Raw genomic sequence first — 20461 nt, forward strand, 5'->3', positions numbered from 1 at the left:
GAAAACGTTGAAGCCCATGCAATGCCAGATCACATTCATATGCTGTTAAAATTCCCCCAACATGTCTGTATCCTTACTTTATGGAAAAAGTTCTTAATAATATACAATAGACATGTCAAAATGAACATGAGAATCATACATTTTGTGCAAAAGGCTATGATGTAAGTGCAATAGGATTGAACGAAAAGACAATAGCCAAATACATTCGAGAATAAGAAGCAGAAGATCGTCTACGGGACAATATGAGCAAGCATGGATATAACCCGTTTAAAAATAGAAAGGAGATAAACGGTTGACGGTTTAGCTAATATGTTTTCGGCAGTTTGCTTTCGTTTAGTTACTATGACTGCGTATCTAAAGCTTTCTTATCATTTTATTGTATTATCTATTCTCGTGTTAGGCAGGAAGAACGATAGCATGGAATTTTCGCTGACGTGGTCCATCAAACTCACAAAAGTAAACGCCTTGCCATGTCCCAAGAACAAGTTTGCCATCCTGAATAATCAATGTTTGAGCATGGCCAACGGTACTTGTCTTTAAGTGGGCTGCTGTATTTCCTTCAACGTGTCTGTCTTCCTTATGGTTCCATGGATAAACTTCATCTAATCGCATCAACATATCGCTTTTTACATCAGGATCAGCATTCTCATTCACCGTAATTCCGGCAGTAGTATGTAACGATGAAACAACGATGATGCCTTCTTTTATATTTTCTTCACGAATCCACTGCTCAACCTGCACGGTAATATCAATCATATCGGAATGGTTGTCTGTTTTTAATGTAAACGTCTTTTGCATGGCTCTCATCCTTTCTTTTACTTGTTAATAGGATTGTTGTTCAAAAGATGCATTTTCAACGTTCGAATAAAATAGAAAGGTTTTCTTGGAGAAGCGGGCGTGATACGCTCGTTCCCGAATTTAAGGTGCTGAGTTATAGAGAATACTAAAAGTCTAAGTGAAGATAACAGATCACTAAATGAAGTTTTATTTTCTTTCAGATGAACTGGCAAGTAAGACCTGCCCTTCCATGCTATGAGAGTTCTAGGAGGATAAGTGGAAGACTGCAAATCAAATGCTGCTTCTGTTCAATCTTATAAACCTGATTTGGCTAATGCTCGACGTAATTTCATTGTCTTCTATTCTGGATCTTTTGAACAAGCACGTTACATAAATTATATCAGAGGATTTAAGCGGAAGGAAATCATCATGAAAGATGATTGTAAAGGTTTGGTTAACTTTTTTTATTAATATGGTTGTTTTTCGCGTAGTTACAGTGGTTCCCGAATAGTGACTGTTGTTTCAGAGAAAAATATTAAACATAATTTGTAGGATTTTTCGTAACGTATGCTAAAATTATAGATGTTATTGTAGTTAATCCTACCTATATGGAGTTGCCTTCATCCATAATTTACAACAAAAAAGGCTAGGAAGGTTTGCATAAATTTAGATACCACTCTTGCATCTTTGTTTTAATTTCTAAAAGAACAAAGAAAGAGGAGGCTATCTGCTTTTTAATACCCCTATATGTATTGTTGAGTTGGACTAAAAATTGTTGCGAGTCTACGGGCTAAGAAAGGGATCGATAGCAACATGGAACGAAGGAAAGTGCTCTTCTTTTTCAATGATAAGGAAACTTCCAAAGCTGCACACCGTATGAAAAAATTTTTCCTTTTTCAAGGATGCTGCGATTCTTATCAGAAGGGAGATGAAGGAATAATCCCATGGAGTGAAGTTTTCTTATCTTTATTATCATATTATCTCAAGCTCAGAAAGAGAGATGGTCGTTATTTCTTTAATATACTTTTTAATTGGTTTACTTGCTTGTACAGTGGGAGCAATGGCAGGATTGGGTGGTGGCATCATTATCAAACCACTGTTAGATGCGCTTGGTCATTATGACTTATCGACAATTGGTGTATTATCGGCTGCCACTGTTTTTTCTATGGCAACTGTTTCATTAATTAAACTAAGAAATTCCGATTTAAATGTAGATCGGTTAAATAGCTTTTTAATTGCGATTGGTTCCATTCTAGGCGGTTTTATTGGAAAGGGCCTATTTAATTATTTTGTGATCAATATGGGGTCTTCAAAAATTGTCGGAATCGTCCAGTCCAGTTTACTCTCGATTTTGCTTATTATCATATTTATTTTTATGAAACATAACAACCATATTAAAACATATCATATTAAAAATCGTCTGGTTATATTAAGTGTAGGCCTTGTACTCGGTTTGTTATCTGCTTTTTTAGGGATTGGCGGAGGTCCGCTGAATGTAGCTGCTTTAGTATTTATCTTTTCCATGAATACAAAAGATGCGAGTGTTAATTCGATCTTTATTATCTTTTTTTCCCAGCTGTCTTCTTTGCTTTTAGTTGCAGGTTCAACAGGGTTTGACGACTATAATTTATCCATGCTGTGGGTGATGGTAGCTGGTGGCGTAATCGGCGGTATCGTTGGAAGCAATTTTGTCAGCAAACTCTCCAATCGAATAATAGAACGTACATTTAACGTGACATTATTAAGCATTATTTTGCTCAATTTTTATAATATCATCATGCAAATAGGATGAGAGCACAACATGATCAGATGTTGAGAAATGAACATCGTAACGAATGATGGAATACAAAAATCTTTTAAAGGCTGTGAGCATGATTTTAGAAGTAAAAAATTTCGAAGGCATCATTATTTTTAATACTAAAAAAACTTAGGCAAACTTTACAACATTCATTGAAAGAGCTCCGCAAAGACGAGAGAGCACATTGCAAAGTTGAGAGAGAGTCCCAAACACGAGAGAGCACGTAAAGTAGGAGCAGCCCGAAGAGAACGCGTAAAGTTAAACTGTCTATGCCAATCATAATATTCAAAACGGGTTTCACCTATCAAAAAACAGCCTCTGTTGATAGAGACTGTTACAATTTACAAACTTTAACCAAATTTCATCCCGCATGTAAGATGCCGTAAGACTTCCACTTCAAGACCTGAGTTGATGCAAAAAGGGTCTAAGTAGGAGAAAACGGCAACTGAATGGTTCGATTGGTTAAAGAGCTTCGGTCATCCCCTTGTGATACCAACATTCAGTAGGAGATGAAAGAAAACTCCTACTGAATGAAGTTTCACTTTATAAAGCAGTTTCGGATAAGTGCAGGCTTTTTCTCTATACTTATATCTGCTTCGTTTCTCTTATTCTTTCTACAAATCATACGTTTATTAATAGAATCGCTTAAAGCTATCAAAATGACTTTTCCAATAAGAGTTACTTAGATTGCTAATTTCTACGCCGTTTGAGCCAGCGTGAATGAAGTTACCATTTCCTAGATAAACACCTAAATGAGAGATTCCTGGGCGATAAGTCCCTGAGAAGAAGACAAGGTCACCTACTTTTGGATTATTAATATGATAGGAGCGGTTATAATAACCAGTGCTTGAAGTACGGCTCATACTCTTACCGCCTTTATTGTAGACGTAATGAATAAAACCACTACAGTCAAATCCTGAAGGTGTTGATCCACCCCAAACATATGGTACACCTTGAAAACTCTTTGCGGTCTGCACAACGGTGTTTACGTTGTAACCAGCGTTCGTATTTCCTGATGAACCATTACCAGAACTTCCACTTGCCCCACCATTTGAGCCGGAGCTAGCTTTTTTGCCAATGCTAAGTTTCTGACCAACTAGGATTACGTCTGAGCGCAATTTGTTCCAGCTTTTCAAGTTAGCGACGCTGACATTATATTTTGCAGCAATGCCAGAAAGAGTATCTCCTGATTTGACAACATATGTCGAACCTCCACTTGATCCACTGCTTGAACTCCCACTTGAGCCGGAGCTAGCTTTTTTGCCAACGCTAAGCTTTTGACCGACTAAAATTAAGTCTGAGCGCAAATTGTTCCAGCTTTTCAAGTTAGCAACGCTGACATTATATTTTGCAGCAATGCCAGAAAGAGTATCCCCTGATTTAACAATGTAGCTCTGCGAACTATTCGAACTCCCTGAATTTCCAGAGTTGGTTGATCCACTGTTGTTGGAGCCATTCTTACTAACAACAAGGACATTTCCTGGATAGATTAAAGTGGAGTTAAGGTTGTTCCATTTCATTAGGTTGCTTAAAGAGACATTATGTTTTATAGCAATGCCACTTAACGTATCACCAAGTTTTACGGTGTATGTAGTTGCACCACTGTTTGATCTGTTGTTCGATTTAGAATTAGAAGTTTTATTAGAACTACTTCCATGATTAGGAGTTTTAATAATTTGATTCGGAAAGATTACATTACTAGTTAGATTATTAATCGATTTAAGCTGCGATACCGTAGTATTGTACTTTTGAGCGATTGTCCATAATGAATCTCCACTTTTTACTTTATAAGATGCTGCTTCTGCTTCTTCGGTAACAAAGAAAGCGGATGCTATTGCTGCCGATGCAGTAACGGACATCATTAACTTTTTGTTACTCACGTTAACAATCCTCCTCTATTTATTGGTGAAATGGAACTAGTTTAAAAGTACTGCTATTATATAGTATCGGATGGTTTTACCTATTTATAAAGTTGGATATATAAAAAAATAGTAAAAAAATATCAGGATATAAGTTTTGCTGTTAGGTATAAAAACCATTTAATATCATTTATTCAAAAAAAAGGTATTAAAATAGATATTAAATGGTATATTCACCCATTTAACAAGATCCTTAGTCATAGGTAAAAATATAGTTGGAAACTTGTATTTTTTAAATAAATATTGCTTAAATTAGTGGAATGAAAACTGTGATTGGGAGTATAAATACTTCAATAATGCGGGAACTTAGTTATAGTTAAAAGTCAAACCAATACTTGCATCATGGTTTAGAGTTTTTGACTTTAAAAGATCACTGCGAAGTTAGTAGAATGAAAACTAGAAAAGAAGTATAATTCCTTTCAACGATGAGAGAAGTTAGTCAAGTATCAATGACAGGTTATTCGTTGCATGTTTAAGATTAAATATTGCTACTAAAGTTAGTAGAATAGTCAATAATTAGAAGTGAATTTTGTAGTGCTTAGTTATGGTATAAAGGTAATGTTATCATCAATTGCTACCGTTAGAATCAATAGAATGCTAACAAGTTAATAAATATAAAACAAAGGTATAGGGCAAATGTTTTAATCTAACTTAGATGGTATTTAAGATGCAACTAATGGTATCTATTCGTAGATATTAATCTATTTTGATCTTTAAATATATTTACCAAATATCTCCTCATTTCTAAATTTTTGTTTTTATTTGTTAATAATTAACATTATAGCCTTTTTGACAAAATATTGAAAGATTTTGAAGGGATTTGTAATTGAATTTTAATACAAACGAGAACTTTCTGTAAGATTTGTTTCGCGTCCATATAATTTGATTAATTTCTAAATATTACATAGAAACTTGTTTTTTTATGTTATAATTCAATACTAGATTGCCGATAAGAATGAAAGATAAAGAAAAATTGGAGGTAACCTGATGGAAGAAACTATTTCCTTAAAGGAGATATTTGCTGTCTTAAAAAAACGTTTCTTGCTCATTATGGCTTGTATAATTGGCGCAGGAGTAATTGCTGCCATTGCCAGCTATTTTATTTTAACACCAGCTTATGAAGCAAATTCTTCTTTTATCGTAAATCAAAGTCAACAAGACGCAGATAAACAGTATAATATTAGTGATATACAAACGAATGTGGAGCTGATCAATACATATAATGTAATTATAAAAAGCCCGCGAATTCTTGATGCAGTTATTGAAAAGCTAAACCTAGATATGACTAACGATCAATTAGCAGAAAAAATCCAAGTTTCTAGTGAGGAGCAATCACAAGTTGTAACCGTAACCGCAACCGATGAGAATCCAGAACAAGCTGTAGAAATGGCAAATACAACAGTTACAACATTTCAAGATGAAATTCCCGATTTAATGAATGTGGATAATGTCAAAATTTTATCAGAAGCTTATTTAGGAGCAAATCCAACACCTGTATCACCGAAACCAATGTTAAATCTTGCCATTGCAATTGTGCTTGGTGCAATGATCGGTGTCGGGATTGCGTTCTTATTAGAGTATCTGGATAACACCATTACAACAGAAGAAGATGTAGAAAAACATCTACATACGCCAGTAATAGGAACGATATCTACCGTTCAAGATTCCGATATTAATAATTTTATGAACACACAATCTAAACGGGAAAGGGGGAGCTACCATGCTACGCAGAAAAAATCAGTCTAGACCTGGAACGAAGATGCGGCATTTAATTGCAAAACTAAATCCAAAATCTCCCATTTCCGAGCAGTATCGGACAATTCGTACCAATATTGATTTTGCATCTGTCGATCAAAAAATTCATTCTTTGCTAGTGACATCTTCTGGACCCGGGGAAGGGAAGTCAATGACAGCTGCTAATTTAGCTGTTGTTTACGCGCAACAAGGAAAAAAAGTGCTGTTGATCGATGCAGATCTTCGCAAGCCAACCGTACATTATACGTTTCGGTTAGATAATTTACGAGGGCTAAGCAATATTCTCGTTGGAGAAAATACCTTTAATGATGTTATTCATAGTAGTAATGTCGATCATTTAGATATTATGTCATGTGGACCGATTCCACCCAACCCATCCGAATTATTGGCTTCCAAAAAGATGGAAAAATTGTTGGAAGAGTTAAAAGCAAGCTATGATTTAATTATTTTTGATACGCCTCCTGTGTTAGCTGTTACGGATGCGCAAGTTCTAGCAAATATTGTTGATGGTACCTTGCTTGTCGTTAGAAGTAAACATACGGAAATAGAAGGAGCGCAAAAAGCAGTAGAGTCGCTGAGACCTGCAAAGGCAAAACTACTGGGCACAGTTTTAAATGATCGTATAAAAAAGCAGTCTAATTATTATTACTATTACGGAAAATAGGTTTTGAAACCCTTATCCTCTTGGATGGGGGATTTTTTCGTAACAATCATCATCTCCATTCTCAAATACTGAATTATACTAACAAAATAAAACTTTAGCTATTATGATGACTAACGTGTTCCATTAGTAAATAAGTACCGTCCATTCTTTAAAAAACGTAAAATATCATTTTGAAAGTGTGCAGGAGATAAATTATTTGTTATAATCTATCTAATTAAGAAACTAATTTATAATACATAGGATGTGGGTACGTTGATTGATATTCATAGTCATATATTACCCGGTGTTGATGATGGTGCAAAAAACGAACAAGAAAGCTTAAATATGGCTAGAGCAGCGATTGAACAAGGAATTCAAACGATTGTAGCAACACCGCATCATCAAAATGGTGCGTTTAATAATTTTAGCTTGGAAATTAAAAGTAGTGTAGAAATTTTAAATGAATTCTTCAAACGAGAAGGTGTGCCGCTTACTGTTTTACCCGGACAGGAAACACGCATTTACGGGGAAATGGTGGAAGGGCTTCGTCAACAAGAATTACTCCCTATAAACCATAGCAAATACTTACTTGTTGAATTCCCTGCTAGTGAAGTTCCTCGTTACACGACACAATTACTGTTTGATATCCAATTGGAAGGATATACCCCAGTCATCGTACATCCTGAGCGCAATCGTCAGCTCTTGGAGCATCCAAATTTGTTATATGAATTTGTCTCCAAAGGTGCGTTAACACAGGTAACAGCTGGTAGTGTTATCGGTAAATTTGGTAAGGATATTCAAAAGTTTACCAACCAAATTATTGAAGCTAATTTGACGCATTTTATCGCTTCCGATGCACATAATACAACATCGAGAAAATTTTGGCTCCAAGAAGCTTATGAAGAAGTGAAGAAGAATTATGGAAGTGACTATTTCTATATGTTTCTAGAAAATAGTAATCTATTGATAGATAATGATAATGTGAACCAATTAGAACCGATGCGGGTCAAAAAGAAGAAAAAATTTCTTGGACTATTTTAATGGAGCATGAAAGGGGCGTACATAATATCATTCTTCGCCCTTTTTTTTTCAAAAAATAGGGAAACGTTTGCGCGACAAACAAATAAGACCATGTTGTACTCTATCATAATTGACGCACGAAAAAAGTAGCGTTTTCTTCATAAACGATTCATTGATTACTTTCAACGTCACCGTTTATGGAGAAAAATAACTTTGTGCTAATAAATATTCAAACACTACATGCAGTGTTACTTCTTAAATTGGCATAAGCTACCAACTTGTTATGAGGTGTTAAATAACAGTGACTTATGTGGCGTGGTAGTTTTTTAAAGGAGTGGTGGGAGAATGACACGAATTATGCTGATAGATGACCAACAATTATTTATAGACGGTATGAAAGCGTTGTTGTTGAAAGAAAAGGATATGGAGGTAATTTCCAAAGCAACAACTGGAAGAACCGGACTGCAGCAATTTATGGAACATCTTCCAGAACTTGTGCTAATCGATATTCATATGCCACATACGGATGCAATTAAGCTGATTTTACATATGAAAGAAGTTAAGCCTAATGTTAAGGTTCTTGTACTGACATCTTTTACGGATGAAGATTTAATCATTTCTGCCATTTATGCTGGTGCCGATGGTTTTCTACTGAAAAACTTAAATGGTGACTGCTTAAAAGGCAGTATCCGAAAAGTGATGAATGATGAGGTTATTTTCTCTGGAGAGGTTGCGCAAATCCTGGCCAAGCGAGTTTTAGAAAGGCGGCTGGATAAACGTGAGTTGCTTGATGAAGCGTTTCAGCAAAAAGGGATTCACTTATCTAATCGCGAGCTGGACGTCGCCTATTTAATGGCAAAAGGGATTTCCAATAAGCATATCGCTGAACGATTGTTTCTTAGTGAAGGAACAGTAAAAAATTATATTAGCAACATCTATCAAACCTTTCAAATAAATAATCGAAAAGAGTTAATTGCATATTTCCGAAAATTACTGGATAAAAAAGTACTAACTTAAATAGCAAGATTCTCGTTTTTTTGTAAAAGACATTTCGACAAAATCTGTTAAAATCATACAAAAACTTATGACTTTTTTCTACAAAAGTCACTAAAAATATGACTAGGTATTTAGTAATATATCTATACGAGTGGTAAATTTTGTGATTTCATCTAATTCATTTTAAGTGAAAAGTTATAACTGTTAAGCTTATTTACTAAGAAATTCATCATTGTGGAGTAACTGATTGAGTCTGGAAAGCAATCATATGCATTGTTACCTTCTTATGCATATTTACTGGTAAATTTTTCCGTTAAATTTTATCAGGTCATTCTCCCTAAGACATTGGTATTTATCATCTCAAAAAAATTGCTAGCTTGCTATCACTAAAACGACATAAATTTTTACTAATTATATTAATTTTTAGTAACAATCATTAAAGTTTGGAAGCAACTACTGGAAAACAATGCTAATATAATAGCAGGAAAACTTTCCTATATAGTAGCAAATGCACCTAGGAGGGGAGACATAGATGGGGTACAAAGTAAGGCTGGGTCTATTAATTTTGTTAGACTCGCTCATTGTCGCGACAGCAATATTTGCTGCTTCGTGGATCGTATACCCTTATACAGAAGTTGTCAGTATGGACGCTATTGTTATAAGTGCTATAGCCTTAGTACTATTTCATCATATTTTTGCGTCGATTTTTAAGCTGTACAATAAAGTATGGGCTTATGCCAGTATTGGAGAATTAAAAGCAATTGTTTTGGCTATCACATTATCGATTATTGGAACGGCCATTGTACAATTTATTGTAAATGATTTTTCGATTTATAAACGAGCACTTATTGTCACATGGATGATTCATATTATTTTAATTGGTGGATCACGTTTTATTTGGCGAATGTTACGTGATAGATACATAAATAATGGAAAAGAACTTAAGCGAACGTTAATTGTTGGAGCAGGATCAGCTGGAGCGATGATTGCCCGACAATTACGTGATCAAAGTCATGAAGCAGAACTACAACCAGTTGCCTTTGTCGATGATGATATGACAAAGCAACGGATGCAACTATATAGCTTGCCTGTTGTTGGTAAAGTGAGAGATATTCCGCGGGTTGTCGAGGAAATGGAGATCGAACATATTGTGATCGCTATTCCTTCGCTTCGTAATGGACAATTGAAGAAAATTGTCGACTTTTGTAATCAAACAAATGCAAAAGTGCAAATGATCCCGAAAATTGAAGATTTAATGACAGGGAAAGTATCTGTCAGCCATTTAAAAAACGTCGAGGTGGAAGATTTACTAGGAAGAGTACCTGTACAGCTCGATATTCGTTCGATTTCCAAATATGTCACAAAAAATACAGTAATGGTCACTGGTGCAGGAGGCTCCATTGGTTCTGAGATTTGTCGGCAAATCATGAAATTTTCACCAAGCAAAATTGTCTTATTTGGTCATGGTGAATTCAGCATTTATACGATTGATATGGAATTAGGTGAAAAATATCGTGATGTCGGCATTGAAATCATTCCGGTCATTGGAGATGTGCAGGATCGCAACCGTATTTTTGAAGTGATAGGGACATATAAGCCGCAAATTATCTATCATGCAGCTGCCCATAAGCATGTACCATTAATGGAGAAAAATCCACATGAAGCGGTAAAAAATAACATAATTGGTACAAAGAACGTCGCAGAAGCTGCAGATACATTTGGTGTCGATACATTCGTTTTAGTATCTACCGACAAGGCAGTGAATCCGACGAATGTGATGGGAGCAACGAAACGGATTGCAGAGATGATTATTCAGGATTTAGCTATTCGCAGCAAAACCAAATTTACAGCAGTACGGTTCGGAAATGTGCTTGGCAGCAGGGGAAGCGTAATCCCGTTATTTAAAAAACAGATTGAAAGAGGCGGCCCCGTCACCGTAACGGATCCAGAAATGACGCGTTACTTTATGACGATCCCAGAAGCATCTCGCCTCGTTATTCAAGCAGGAACCTTGGCTAAAGGCGGGGAAATTTTTGTGCTTGATATGGGTGAACCGGTAAAAATTGTTGATTTAGCGAAAAACTTGATAAAACTATCCGGCTATACGGAAGAAGAAGTTCCAATTACTTATACAGGTATTCGACCTGGTGAAAAAATGTATGAAGAATTACTTAGTAAAGATGAAATTCACCCTGATGCTGTCTATGAGAAAATTTATGTCGGAAAAACTTCCGAAGTGGATCGTCAAATTGTTCGTAGACTTATTGAGAACTTCGAAGATTATACAAGAAAAGATTTAAAGGATACACTGATGAAAATTGTTTATATGGAGCATGCGTATGTAAATGTAAAGGGATCATAATGAGGGGGATCATCCAATGAAAACTATTAAAAAAGCAATTATTCCAGCAGCTGGATTAGGGACAAGATTCCTACCGGCAACCAAAGCGATGCCGAAAGAAATGTTGCCAATTGTAGATAAACCGACGATTCAGTATATCATTGAAGAAGCAGTACAATCGGGTATTGAAGATATCATTATTGTTACGGGGAAAACGAAACGAGCGATCGAAGACCATTTTGATAACAACTATGAATTAGAAGACAATCTGATGAAAAAGGAAAAATTTGACCTACTGGAAAAAGTAAAGCAACCGTCAAAGGTGGATATTCATTATATTCGTCAAAAAGAACCTAAAGGCTTAGGCCACGCGGTTTGGTGCGCACGTAAATTTATTGGTAATGAACCATTTGCTGTTTTACTTGGTGATGATATTGTCCAAGCCGAAACACCTGGATTACGCCAACTGATCGATCAATTTGAAGAAACCCAATGCTCTGTAGTAGGTGTACAGCAAGTTCCAATGGAGGAAACACATCGCTATGGAATTGTTGATCCAAACACGATTGAAGGTAGACGCTATCAAGTTAACCATTTTGTAGAAAAGCCTAAGCAAGGTACGGCACCGTCTAATTTAGCGATTATGGGTCGTTATGTGCTAACACCAGAAATCTTTACATTTCTTGATAGACAGGAAATTGGTGCCGGTGGAGAAATTCAATTAACAGATGCCATTCAAAAATTAAATGAAGTGCAGACTGTTTATGCGTATGATTTTGAAGGTAAACGCTATGATGTTGGTGAAAAGCTTGGCTTTGTAAAAACGACCATTGATTTAGCATTAGAAAATGACGAAATTAAGGACGAATTGCTAGCGTATTTGGTGGAGAGGGTAAATAAGGAAAAAACGTCAGTTTAATTAACTGTTATTTTTGCGATAGAAAGGATTCTCATAAATGATCTACTTAAAGCTTAAAAGATTGATAGATATTGTTTTGTCTTTTATTGGACTTGTGCTACTTTCGCCAGTCATTTTACTGTTTGTGGTGGCTATTAAACTCGATTCCAAAGGTCCTGTCTTATTTAAACAAAAGCGAGTAGGTCTGCACAAAGAACATTTTTATATCCTGAAATTTAGAACAATGAAAATAGATACACCTAAAGATACGCCTACCCATTTATTAGAGGATCCGATGCAATATATAACGAGAGTAGGGAAGTTTTTAAGAAAAACTTCCCTTGATGAGTTACCGCAGATATGGAATATATTTGTTGGGAAAATGAGCATTATCGGACCTCGGCCCGCATTATGGAATCAATATGATTTAATTAGAGAGCGTGACAAATATGGAGCTAATGATGTAAAACCAGGCTTAACTGGCTGGGCGCAAATCAATGGAAGAGATGAACTGCCAATAGAAGTAAAAGCTAAGCTTGATGGAGAATATGTAAATCGTATGAACTTTCTGTTTGATGTTAAATGCTTTATCGGCACTTTTATTAGTGTGGCAAAAAGTGATGGTGTTGTTGAAGGTGGAACAGGTACCAAAGCAAAAGATGAAATAGCATCCAATAAGGAGACTGTTTCAAGATGAAAAAAATACTTATCACTGGACAAAATAGTTATGTAGGAAACTCATTCGCAGATTGGGTTCAGCAATATCCGGAGAAGTATACAATAGATAAAATTAGTTTACGAGATGATTCATGGAAAAGTATTGATTTTTCCAAGTATGATGTTGTTCTTCATGTAGCTGGGATAGCTCATGTCTCGGCAGACCCTGAAATGGAGGAACTCTACTATAGGGTGAATAGAGATTTAACTGTAGAAATCGCTAAAAAAGCAAAAGAGCAGGGAGTAGCTCAATTTATTTTTATGAGCAGTATCATTATTTATGGTGAAGCTAGTAGTGAAAAGAAAGTTATTGACCAGAATACAGTACCTGATCCAGCTAATTTTTATGGTAAAAGTAAGTTGGAAGCAGAAAAAGCGATACAGCCTTTAGAAGATGACAGTTTCCGTGTTGCTATAATCCGACCACCTATGATTTACGGAAAAAATTCAAAAGGAAATTACCCTAAACTAGCTAAGGCTGCTCAAAAGTTGCCAATCTTTCCTGATTTTCAGAATGAACGAAGTATGTTACATATTGATAATCTATCTGAATTTATTCGATTAATGGTAGAGAATGAGGAAAGCGGAGTATTTTTCCCACAAAATGAAGAGTATGTAAAAACGAGTGAAATGGTACGGTTAATTGCTGAAGTACATGGTAAGAAGATTAGGTTAGTTAAAATTTTTAATCCGATGATTAGACTTTTGTTAGGGAGAATCAATATCTTAAATAAAGTTTTTGGGAATTTGGTTTATGATAGTAATGTAAGTAGGTATAAAGAGAGTTATTATGTAAAGAGTTTTAAAGTCTCAATAATAGCTGCTGAGTTGGAAAGAGGAAAACAATGAAAAAAGTTTTATTTTTAGTTAATCATGATGTAGTTATTTATAATTTCAGATTAGAAATAGTTGAACGTCTATTAAAAGAAGGATACGAGGTTTTTATTTCTTCTCCATATGGGGAGAGGATTGACGATTTAGTTAGTATGGGTTGTACGTATGTAGAAGCATCTTTATCAAGACACGGCACCAACATAATGGAAGAAATGAAATTAATAACTTACTATAAAAAAGTAATAAAAGATATTAAACCGGATATTGTTCTTTCTTTTACTATCAAACCAAATATATATGGTGGAATAGCTTGTAAATATTTGAATGTACCCTACATTGCAAATATTACAGGACTTGGAACAGCAGTAGAAAACCCAGGTATTATGCAAAAAGTATCTATTCTTCTTTATAAATACGCTTTTAGTAAAATTAATTGTGTGTTTTTTCAGAATCAAGAAAATCAGCAATTTTTTATTGATCGCAAAATAGCAATAGGTAAACATAAATTAATTCCTGGTTCGGGCGTAAATTTGGAAAGGTTTAGGGTTCAAGAGTTTCCCACTGAGGAAACAATACAATTTGTATTTATATCTCGAATCATGAAGCAAAAAGGTATTGATCAGTACTTAGAAGCTGCAAAGTATATAAAGGAAACACACCCGAAAACAAGTTTTCATATTTGCGGTTTTTGTGAAGAGGAGTATGAGGATACCTTAGAAAAATTACATAGTCAAGAAATAATATTCTATCATGGTATGGTTAGAAATGTGGTGGATGTAATAAAAACCAGTCATTGTATAGTACACCCTACATATTATCCAGAAGGTATGTCTAACGTATTATTAGAGGCTTCTTCAAGCGGTCGTCCAATAATCACAACAAACAGAAGTGGTTGTAAGGAAATTGTTGATAATGGGGTTAATGGATATATTGTCGAACCAAGAAATAGTAATGATCTTATAGAAAAAATTGAAAAGTTTTTAAAACTATCTTTAGAAGAAAAGAGAAAAATGGGGTTAGCTGGAAGAAAGAAAGTAGAAAAGGAATTTGATAGGCAAATAGTTGTTGATGCTTATGTAAATCAAATACAGAACGAAATAGGTTGATAAAATGGACTATAAAAAAATAATAAAGAGTCAAGAACTTCGTTTCAAAATACTAAAAACACTGAGTTTTCTACCTGATAGCTTTACGATAAATTTGCAATATATGATTAAATTAGGGCGTAAACCTGATTTGAAAAACCCGAAAAGATTTACTGAAAAACTTCAATGGTATAAATTATATTACAGAGATCCACTCATGACACAAGCTTCAGATAAATATGCTGTCAGAAAATATGTAGAGAGTAAAGGATTAAGCCACATACTGAATAAATTATTTAAGGTTTATAATAGCGTAGAGGAAATGGATATAGAAGAATTACCTGAGAAATTTGTGGTTAAAACAACAAATGGGAGTGGAACGAATTATTTTTGTAAAGATAAAATGCAATTCCCAGTAGATGAAGTGAAATCTTCCTTGAGTCAATGGATTGATAGGGATATTTACGCTTCAGGTAGAGAGTGGTCATATAAAAACATTCAACCAAAAATTATTGTCGAAGAACTATTGGAAACTAATGACAATATGTTTGAAGGGATTAACGATTATAAATTCTTGTGCTTTAATGGGCAACCTAAATATATTGTTGTAGATGTTGATAGACATGTTAAACATAAAAGGAATATATACGATATTGAATGGAATTTAATTGATGTTAGCACGGATCACCCTAATTTCCAAAAACCTATGGAAAAACCTAAAGGATTTGATGAAATGTTGAATATTGCCAAAGTTTTATCTGAAGATTTTCCATTTGTGAGAGTTGACCTATATTGGGTAAATAAAAAGGTTTATTTTGGAGAATTAACGTTTTACCCTTGGACTGGGTATGTTCAATTTTCCCCAGATGAATTTGATTTTATACTAGGTGAGTTATTTATAATTGATAGAATGACTTATTAAATATCACTAATGTTTTTGTTATAGAATATTAATATTAATATTAATATTTATATTTATGAATTGGAGATTTGAAGATGGAAGTAGACGTGTCATTCATTACAACAGTAAAAAATGGAGAAAAGTTCTTGTCAGAAGTAATAGAAAGTGTAATGAATCAAACAATAGAAAACTGGGAGTATATAATAATAAACGATGGATCAACAGACGGTACATGGAAGTTGTTAAAGGAATATTCCCTATTAGACCCGAGGATTAAGGTGTTCAATACTAAGGGTCTTGGAAGGGGAAGAGCACTTAATCTAGCAATAAAAAAAACAGTTGGTAAATATATTGCAAATGTAGATGCTGATGATCCATGTCACCCACAAAAAGGAGAGATACAAGCTAACTGTTTAGCGAATAATATTGAATTCTCTCTAATTGCTACAAACTCAATATACTTAATAGAGTCAGAACTTCCTGTATGGGAAAAATATAGCTATATTGATAAAACAACAGATATTAAAGATATAACAATAACCAAAGATAATGCTTTTCGAAATGAGTCTATTAATCATAGCTCTGTTATGTTTAGAAAAGAAGATTTAATAAAAGTAGGTTTATATGATGAACTAAGAAATAGTCAATTTGACTATGAATTGTGGATTAGATTTTCAATAAATAATTATAGAATTGGTCTAATTCCATTTGCTCTTTCTTCGAAAAGAATACATTCTCGACAATCATTTGAAAAGGGTAATAGAATAAATTATTTAAAAGTATCCTTATCTTTAAATAAATTTATTATCAAAAATTTCAAGCTTCCATTAAGATATCATTTTTTAGTACATTTTAAGTTTTTTTATGGACTATTACCACAATATATCAGAAAAATGATTAGAAAAACTTTATAAACATAAAAAGGTGAATAAAAAATGAAAATACTTTTTATTTCAAGGATGTATCCGAACTCTTTTAATAATAGAAATGGAATAGTAATATTAAAACAAGCGGAAGAACTACAAAAACGTGGTCATGAAATTATTGTAATTTCCCCAACCCCTTTTACTCCAAAGATTATAAAAAATTTTAGGGAAGAGTGGAGTATATATAGTAAATTAAAGTACAAAACTTTGTATAAAAATATACCTGTGTATCGTCCGCGGTTCATAGACCTCCCTATTAAAAGTTTTAAAAAATATTCTTGGAACTCACTAAAATATTTTATAATCCCTAAAATTGATAAACTTCATGAATTATATCGATTTGATGTAATTCATGCGCATATGGGATATCCTGAAGGAAGATTAGCAGTTTATTTAAAAAAAAGATACAATCTTCCAGTAGTTATAACGTATAGAAGTACAGATACTGTAAAAAATATGCTTAATAAGCAAACGTCTAAACATCTTTATTTTGCCTTATCAAACGCAGATGCAGTAATCTCTCCTAGTATTCCCTTAAAAAGAAAAGTAGAAAATGCTTTTAATATAAACTCATTAGTTATAGGAAATGGTACATATAAAAACAATAGAGTCCAAAAGAATGAAGAATTATTGAATAAATATAAGAATAAAACTATTATCCTTAGCGTATCAACTTTAATAAAGAGAAAAGGAATTGAAAATAACATTAGAGCTGTTAGTCAACTTGTAACTCAGTTACCTGATATTATTTATTTAATAATTGGCGATGGTCCAGAGCGAAATAATTTACAAAGTTTTGTTCGTAATAATAAATTAGAAGAATATGTAAGGTTTATTGGCGACATTCCAAATAGGGAAGTAATGGAATATATAAGTATTTGTGATGTTTTTTCATTACCGAGTTGGGGAGAGACGTTTGGGTTAGTCTATATTGAAGCAATGCTGAATAGAAAACCAATTATTCTATGTAAAAACGAAGCAATTGAAGGAACAGTTAAACATAAACAAAGTGGAATGATTGTAGAACCTAATAATGTCGATCAAATAGCTGATTCCATAAAATTCCTCTGTAATAATAAACGTGAATCGAATAACATTGCTGAGAATGGAGAAAAAATAGTGTTAGAAAACTTTTTATGGGATCGGATAGCAGAAAAATTGGAAGATGTTTATCTTAATGTTATCAAGTAAATAAAGACTAGTACAATAAAAAGCTATTAAAATAATGTTAATTAATTATTCAACCTCTGTATTGAGAAAGAAAGCGAGTTGGTCTAATGAATATTGGGTTTGTTTCTACATGGTTTGAACGTGGTGCAGCGTATGTTACTAAATCATATATTGAATTATTGAAAAAAAATCATAATGTCTTTGTTTATGCACGTGGAGGTGAGGCTCAAGGAAAAGGAGATCCAAACTGGGATTTTGATTTTGTAACTTGGGGATTAAAATTAAGAGGATCAAGTATTAATTTTAATCATTTCAAAAAGTGGATAAAAAATAATAAAATTGATGTTATTTTCTTTAATGAGCAAAAACATATGGAAATAGTCTATAAAGTAAAAGAGAAATTTCCAAATATAAAAATAGGAAGTTATGTTGATTATTATAAAGAAAACACAATAAAAGAGTTTAATTTATTTGATTTTTTAATATGTAACACGAAGAGACACTATTCGGTTTTTAATTCTCACTCACAATGTTTTTACGTACCTTGGGGGGTCGATACAAACGTATTTAAACCACAAGAAAAAGATAGCAATTTATTAACTTTCTTTCATTCTGCTGGGATGTCAGATAGGAAAGGTACTAGTTTTGTTATTGATGCGTTTATAAATGGTGAGATCTATAAACGTGCTAAATTAATAATACACACTCAGAAAGATTTTGAAAAAAATTTTAGATACAATGTTAAAGAATTAAATAATTATAACGTGCAAATAATTGAAAAGACTGTAACAGCACCTGGACTATACCATTTAGGTGATGTATATGTTTATCCTACAATGTTGGATGGACTAGGACTAACTATGTACGAAGCTCTTGCTGCTGGGTTACCTGTTATTACAACAAACCATCCCCCTATGTCTGAAGTAATTAATAATAGAGTAGGGTATCTTGTGAAAGTTGAATACTTTAGAAGCAGGCAGGATGGATATTATTGGCCATTATCAATTGTGAAAAAAGATTCTTTAGAAGAAGCCTTGAGGTACTTTGTTAATAATGAAAAGATACTTAAAGATATGAAGCAAGAAGCTAGAACAGAGGCAATAAATAAATGGAATTTGAAGGATAGGGAACATGAAATAAATGAAATATTTGAGAATTCAGAAGTGATTGTTCGATCTCCATCTAAAATACACTTATCTCAGATTAATAAAACAGAAAAAATAATGCGAAAAATAGGCTCAAGTTATATTTATCCAGCTATAAAAAAAATAAAAGAACTATAGACTTTTGATGGTTTATAGTACGAAATAAATGAGCTTAGATAAAAACTCTTTTCCTGGATAGATGGGGGAATTAATATTGACTTATTCTAATAATATTTTAACAGTCGGATTGGTACTATTGTCTACTTTATTAATGTTTTCATTAAACTATCCTTTTGTAAGTTTGTTTTTAGCTTTAATCTTTTTGATATCTGTTTACTTTATAATTACCAAAACTGATCCAATACCAATACTATCATTATTAGTATTGATTTTTATTTCAAGTTTTAATCTTGGTAAACCAAGTTATATTATTGTTATTTGTCTTGCTTTACTATCTTTGTTCTATTCTATGCTGAAAAATAATTGTCTAGTGAAATCAGCATATAGCAGATATTATATGTTTTTTTATATTTGGGTTATCTTTGCTACTATTCAAGTTATTTATCAGAATAGATTCTTACTATCATCAAACCAATATCAATCATTAATTTTAGGTATATTAATAATTTGGTTAATGAGTAAGTTTGTCATAGAAAAAACACAGTTAAAGAGAGTTTACCTAATTTGGGGCATGTATCTTTTGATAACCATAATTATAGGGTGGTGGGAAGTATTAACTGGTAATCATATTAGACAAACAACGGCATATCCACATCTATCAGTTGCTACAGTTGGTTTTTTTAATCAAAATGATTACTCTTTTTTCTTAGCAATTAGTCTACCAATAGTATTTTTTTGGATAAAAGGTAAAATAATATACAAATGTATTGGTTTTTTTATGCTAGGCAGTATTTTCTCTTTTGTTTTTATAAACGGCTCAAGGTTAATATTAATTATTATTATATTTATTTTAGGTTTATTTCTAATTCAATTGTTTAAATTTAGAAATATAGGTCTAATTATTATATTTGTTTTGTCTATTTCTCTATTAGCATTATTTAATATGGAAGCTATTAGTGCAACTTTTGATAAACTATCAACAGTAAATAGTAATGATTATTCAGTTAATTCAAGAAAACAATTAACTGAAGATGGATTTAGAATTTTTAAAGAGAACCCCTTGTTTGGTGTGGGGCCAGGTAATTTAGAGAACCACATGCCCCAAAAAGGTGATAAGGTACATAATTTTTGGCTTGAAATACTGGTGAACTATGGTATTTTAATTTTTGCAGGGTTAGTAATTTTCTTTGCAAATTGTTTATATGTATTTAAAAAAACTAGTAATAATTTGCAACGAATAGTTTGGCCAGTTTTTTTAAGTACTATAATTTTTATACCTGCAAGTTTATCATCGAGTAGCGTTCTTCATTTTGAAGTGTTATGGCTATTTTTTGGTTTAATGCTTTCAACGAAAAGTATTATTAAGAACGAAAGAAATTACTCAAAGCGGCAGAATGAATGTAGGTAAGTATTATA

At 33.2% G+C, this 20461-nt stretch carries 18 protein-coding genes; 16 read left to right on the plus strand and 2 right to left on the minus strand.

The genetic code is table 11. The features are described 5' to 3' along the window. The first annotated feature begins 21 nt into the window (after positions 1–21). Complete coding sequence (locus JNUCC74_RS03700; protein ID WP_454067824.1) at positions 22–165, plus strand: hypothetical protein; 144 nt, start codon at positions 22–24, stop codon at positions 163–165. Positions 166–396: 231 nt separating this feature from the next. Here the strand turns inward: JNUCC74_RS03700 and JNUCC74_RS03705 are convergent, their stop codons facing one another. Further along, positions 397–798 (minus strand): secondary thiamine-phosphate synthase enzyme YjbQ, encoded by a 402-nt coding sequence (locus JNUCC74_RS03705; protein ID WP_454066952.1) that lies wholly within the window; start codon positions 796–798, stop codon positions 397–399. 928 nt (positions 799–1726) lie between these two features. On the opposite strand from JNUCC74_RS03705, the gene JNUCC74_RS03710 reads away from it, so the two are divergent. Continuing rightward, complete coding sequence (locus tag JNUCC74_RS03710; RefSeq protein ID WP_454066953.1) at positions 1727–2569, plus strand: sulfite exporter TauE/SafE family protein; 843 nt, start codon at positions 1727–1729, stop codon at positions 2567–2569. A 638-nt stretch (positions 2570–3207) separates the two neighbouring features. Here the strand turns inward: JNUCC74_RS03710 and JNUCC74_RS03715 are convergent. Continuing rightward, a complete protein-coding gene (locus tag JNUCC74_RS03715; RefSeq protein WP_454066954.1) occupies positions 3208–4455 on the minus strand; it encodes a LysM peptidoglycan-binding domain-containing protein in 1248 nt (415 codons plus the stop codon). A gap of 1026 nt (positions 4456–5481) precedes the next feature. Here JNUCC74_RS03715 and JNUCC74_RS03720 point away from each other — a divergent pair. The 14 genes from JNUCC74_RS03720 to JNUCC74_RS03785 all read left to right on the plus strand — a co-directional run bounded on the left by JNUCC74_RS03720 (position 5482) and on the right by JNUCC74_RS03785 (position 20453). Continuing rightward, a complete protein-coding gene (locus JNUCC74_RS03720; RefSeq protein WP_454066955.1) occupies positions 5482–6240 on the plus strand; it encodes a YveK family protein in 759 nt (252 codons plus the stop codon). Next, entirely contained in the window at positions 6215–6913 is a 699-nt protein-coding gene (locus tag JNUCC74_RS03725; RefSeq protein ID WP_454066956.1) for a CpsD/CapB family tyrosine-protein kinase, read from the plus strand. The genes JNUCC74_RS03720 and JNUCC74_RS03725 overlap by 26 nt, the downstream gene beginning before the upstream one ends. Positions 6914–7165: 252 nt before the next feature. Next, complete coding sequence (locus JNUCC74_RS03730; protein WP_454066957.1) at positions 7166–7933, plus strand: tyrosine-protein phosphatase; 768 nt, start codon at positions 7166–7168, stop codon at positions 7931–7933. Between the two features lie 324 nt (positions 7934–8257). Then, a complete protein-coding gene (locus JNUCC74_RS03735; protein ID WP_454066958.1) occupies positions 8258–8929 on the plus strand; it encodes a response regulator transcription factor in 672 nt (223 codons plus the stop codon). 511 nt (positions 8930–9440) lie between these two features. Next, the gene (locus JNUCC74_RS03740; protein WP_454066959.1) at positions 9441–11270 is read left to right on the plus strand and encodes a polysaccharide biosynthesis protein; all 1830 of its coding nucleotides are present in this window, start codon (positions 9441–9443) and stop codon (positions 11268–11270) included. A gap of 16 nt (positions 11271–11286) precedes the next feature. Next, on the plus strand, positions 11287–12168 hold the full coding sequence (gene galU, locus JNUCC74_RS03745; RefSeq protein WP_454066960.1) for a UTP--glucose-1-phosphate uridylyltransferase GalU: 882 nt from the start codon (positions 11287–11289) through the stop codon (positions 12166–12168). Between the two features lie 40 nt (positions 12169–12208). Beyond that, positions 12209–12844, plus strand: coding sequence for a sugar transferase (locus JNUCC74_RS03750; RefSeq protein ID WP_454067825.1), 636 nt, complete (start codon positions 12209–12211; stop codon positions 12842–12844). Continuing rightward, positions 12841–13713: an NAD-dependent epimerase/dehydratase family protein gene (locus JNUCC74_RS03755; RefSeq protein ID WP_454066961.1), complete on the plus strand. Its 873-nt coding sequence runs from the start codon at positions 12841–12843 to the stop codon at positions 13711–13713. Before JNUCC74_RS03750 ends, JNUCC74_RS03755 begins: the two co-directional genes overlap by 4 nt. Then, entirely contained in the window at positions 13710–14804 is a 1095-nt protein-coding gene (locus tag JNUCC74_RS03760) for a glycosyltransferase family 4 protein (protein ID WP_454066962.1), read from the plus strand. The genes JNUCC74_RS03755 and JNUCC74_RS03760 overlap by 4 nt, the downstream gene beginning before the upstream one ends. A gap of 4 nt (positions 14805–14808) precedes the next feature. Then, positions 14809–15705, plus strand: a complete 897-nt coding sequence (locus JNUCC74_RS03765) for an ATP-grasp fold amidoligase family protein (protein ID WP_454066963.1) — start codon at positions 14809–14811, stop codon at positions 15703–15705. A 74-nt stretch (positions 15706–15779) separates the two neighbouring features. Continuing rightward, on the plus strand, positions 15780–16598 hold the full coding sequence (locus tag JNUCC74_RS03770; RefSeq protein ID WP_454066964.1) for a glycosyltransferase family 2 protein: 819 nt from the start codon (positions 15780–15782) through the stop codon (positions 16596–16598). 21 nt (positions 16599–16619) lie between these two features. Next, on the plus strand, positions 16620–17801 hold the full coding sequence (locus tag JNUCC74_RS03775; RefSeq protein WP_454066965.1) for a glycosyltransferase: 1182 nt from the start codon (positions 16620–16622) through the stop codon (positions 17799–17801). Positions 17802–17887: 86 nt separating this feature from the next. Continuing rightward, a complete protein-coding gene (locus JNUCC74_RS03780; protein WP_454066966.1) occupies positions 17888–19063 on the plus strand; it encodes a glycosyltransferase family 4 protein in 1176 nt (391 codons plus the stop codon). Between the two features lie 76 nt (positions 19064–19139). Beyond that, complete coding sequence (locus JNUCC74_RS03785; protein ID WP_454066967.1) at positions 19140–20453, plus strand: O-antigen ligase family protein; 1314 nt, start codon at positions 19140–19142, stop codon at positions 20451–20453. Positions 20454–20461 lie beyond the last annotated feature (8 nt).

The sequence above is a fragment of the Cerasibacillus sp. JNUCC 74 genome (assembly GCF_053667775.1).

Coding starts and splice junctions, on each gene's coding strand:
- JNUCC74_RS03725 (WP_454066956.1), top strand. CDS start 6,215: ATGCTACGCAGAAAAAATCAGTCTAGACCTGGAACGAAGATGCGGCAT.
- JNUCC74_RS03755 (WP_454066961.1), top strand. CDS start 12,841: ATGAAAAAAATACTTATCACTGGACAAAATAGTTATGTAGGAAACTCA.
- JNUCC74_RS03700 (WP_454067824.1), top strand. CDS start 22: ATGCCAGATCACATTCATATGCTGTTAAAATTCCCCCAACATGTCTGT.
- JNUCC74_RS03765 (WP_454066963.1), top strand. CDS start 14,809: ATGGACTATAAAAAAATAATAAAGAGTCAAGAACTTCGTTTCAAAATA.
- JNUCC74_RS03760 (WP_454066962.1), top strand. CDS start 13,710: ATGAAAAAAGTTTTATTTTTAGTTAATCATGATGTAGTTATTTATAAT.
- JNUCC74_RS03770 (WP_454066964.1), top strand. CDS start 15,780: ATGGAAGTAGACGTGTCATTCATTACAACAGTAAAAAATGGAGAAAAG.
- JNUCC74_RS03720 (WP_454066955.1), top strand. CDS start 5,482: ATGGAAGAAACTATTTCCTTAAAGGAGATATTTGCTGTCTTAAAAAAA.
- JNUCC74_RS03780 (WP_454066966.1), top strand. CDS start 17,888: ATGAATATTGGGTTTGTTTCTACATGGTTTGAACGTGGTGCAGCGTAT.
- JNUCC74_RS03775 (WP_454066965.1), top strand. CDS start 16,620: ATGAAAATACTTTTTATTTCAAGGATGTATCCGAACTCTTTTAATAAT.
- JNUCC74_RS03705 (WP_454066952.1), bottom strand. CDS start 798: ATGCAAAAGACGTTTACATTAAAAACAGACAACCATTCCGATATGATT.
- galU (WP_454066960.1), top strand. CDS start 11,287: ATGAAAACTATTAAAAAAGCAATTATTCCAGCAGCTGGATTAGGGACA.
- JNUCC74_RS03735 (WP_454066958.1), top strand. CDS start 8,258: ATGACACGAATTATGCTGATAGATGACCAACAATTATTTATAGACGGT.
- JNUCC74_RS03740 (WP_454066959.1), top strand. CDS start 9,441: ATGGGGTACAAAGTAAGGCTGGGTCTATTAATTTTGTTAGACTCGCTC.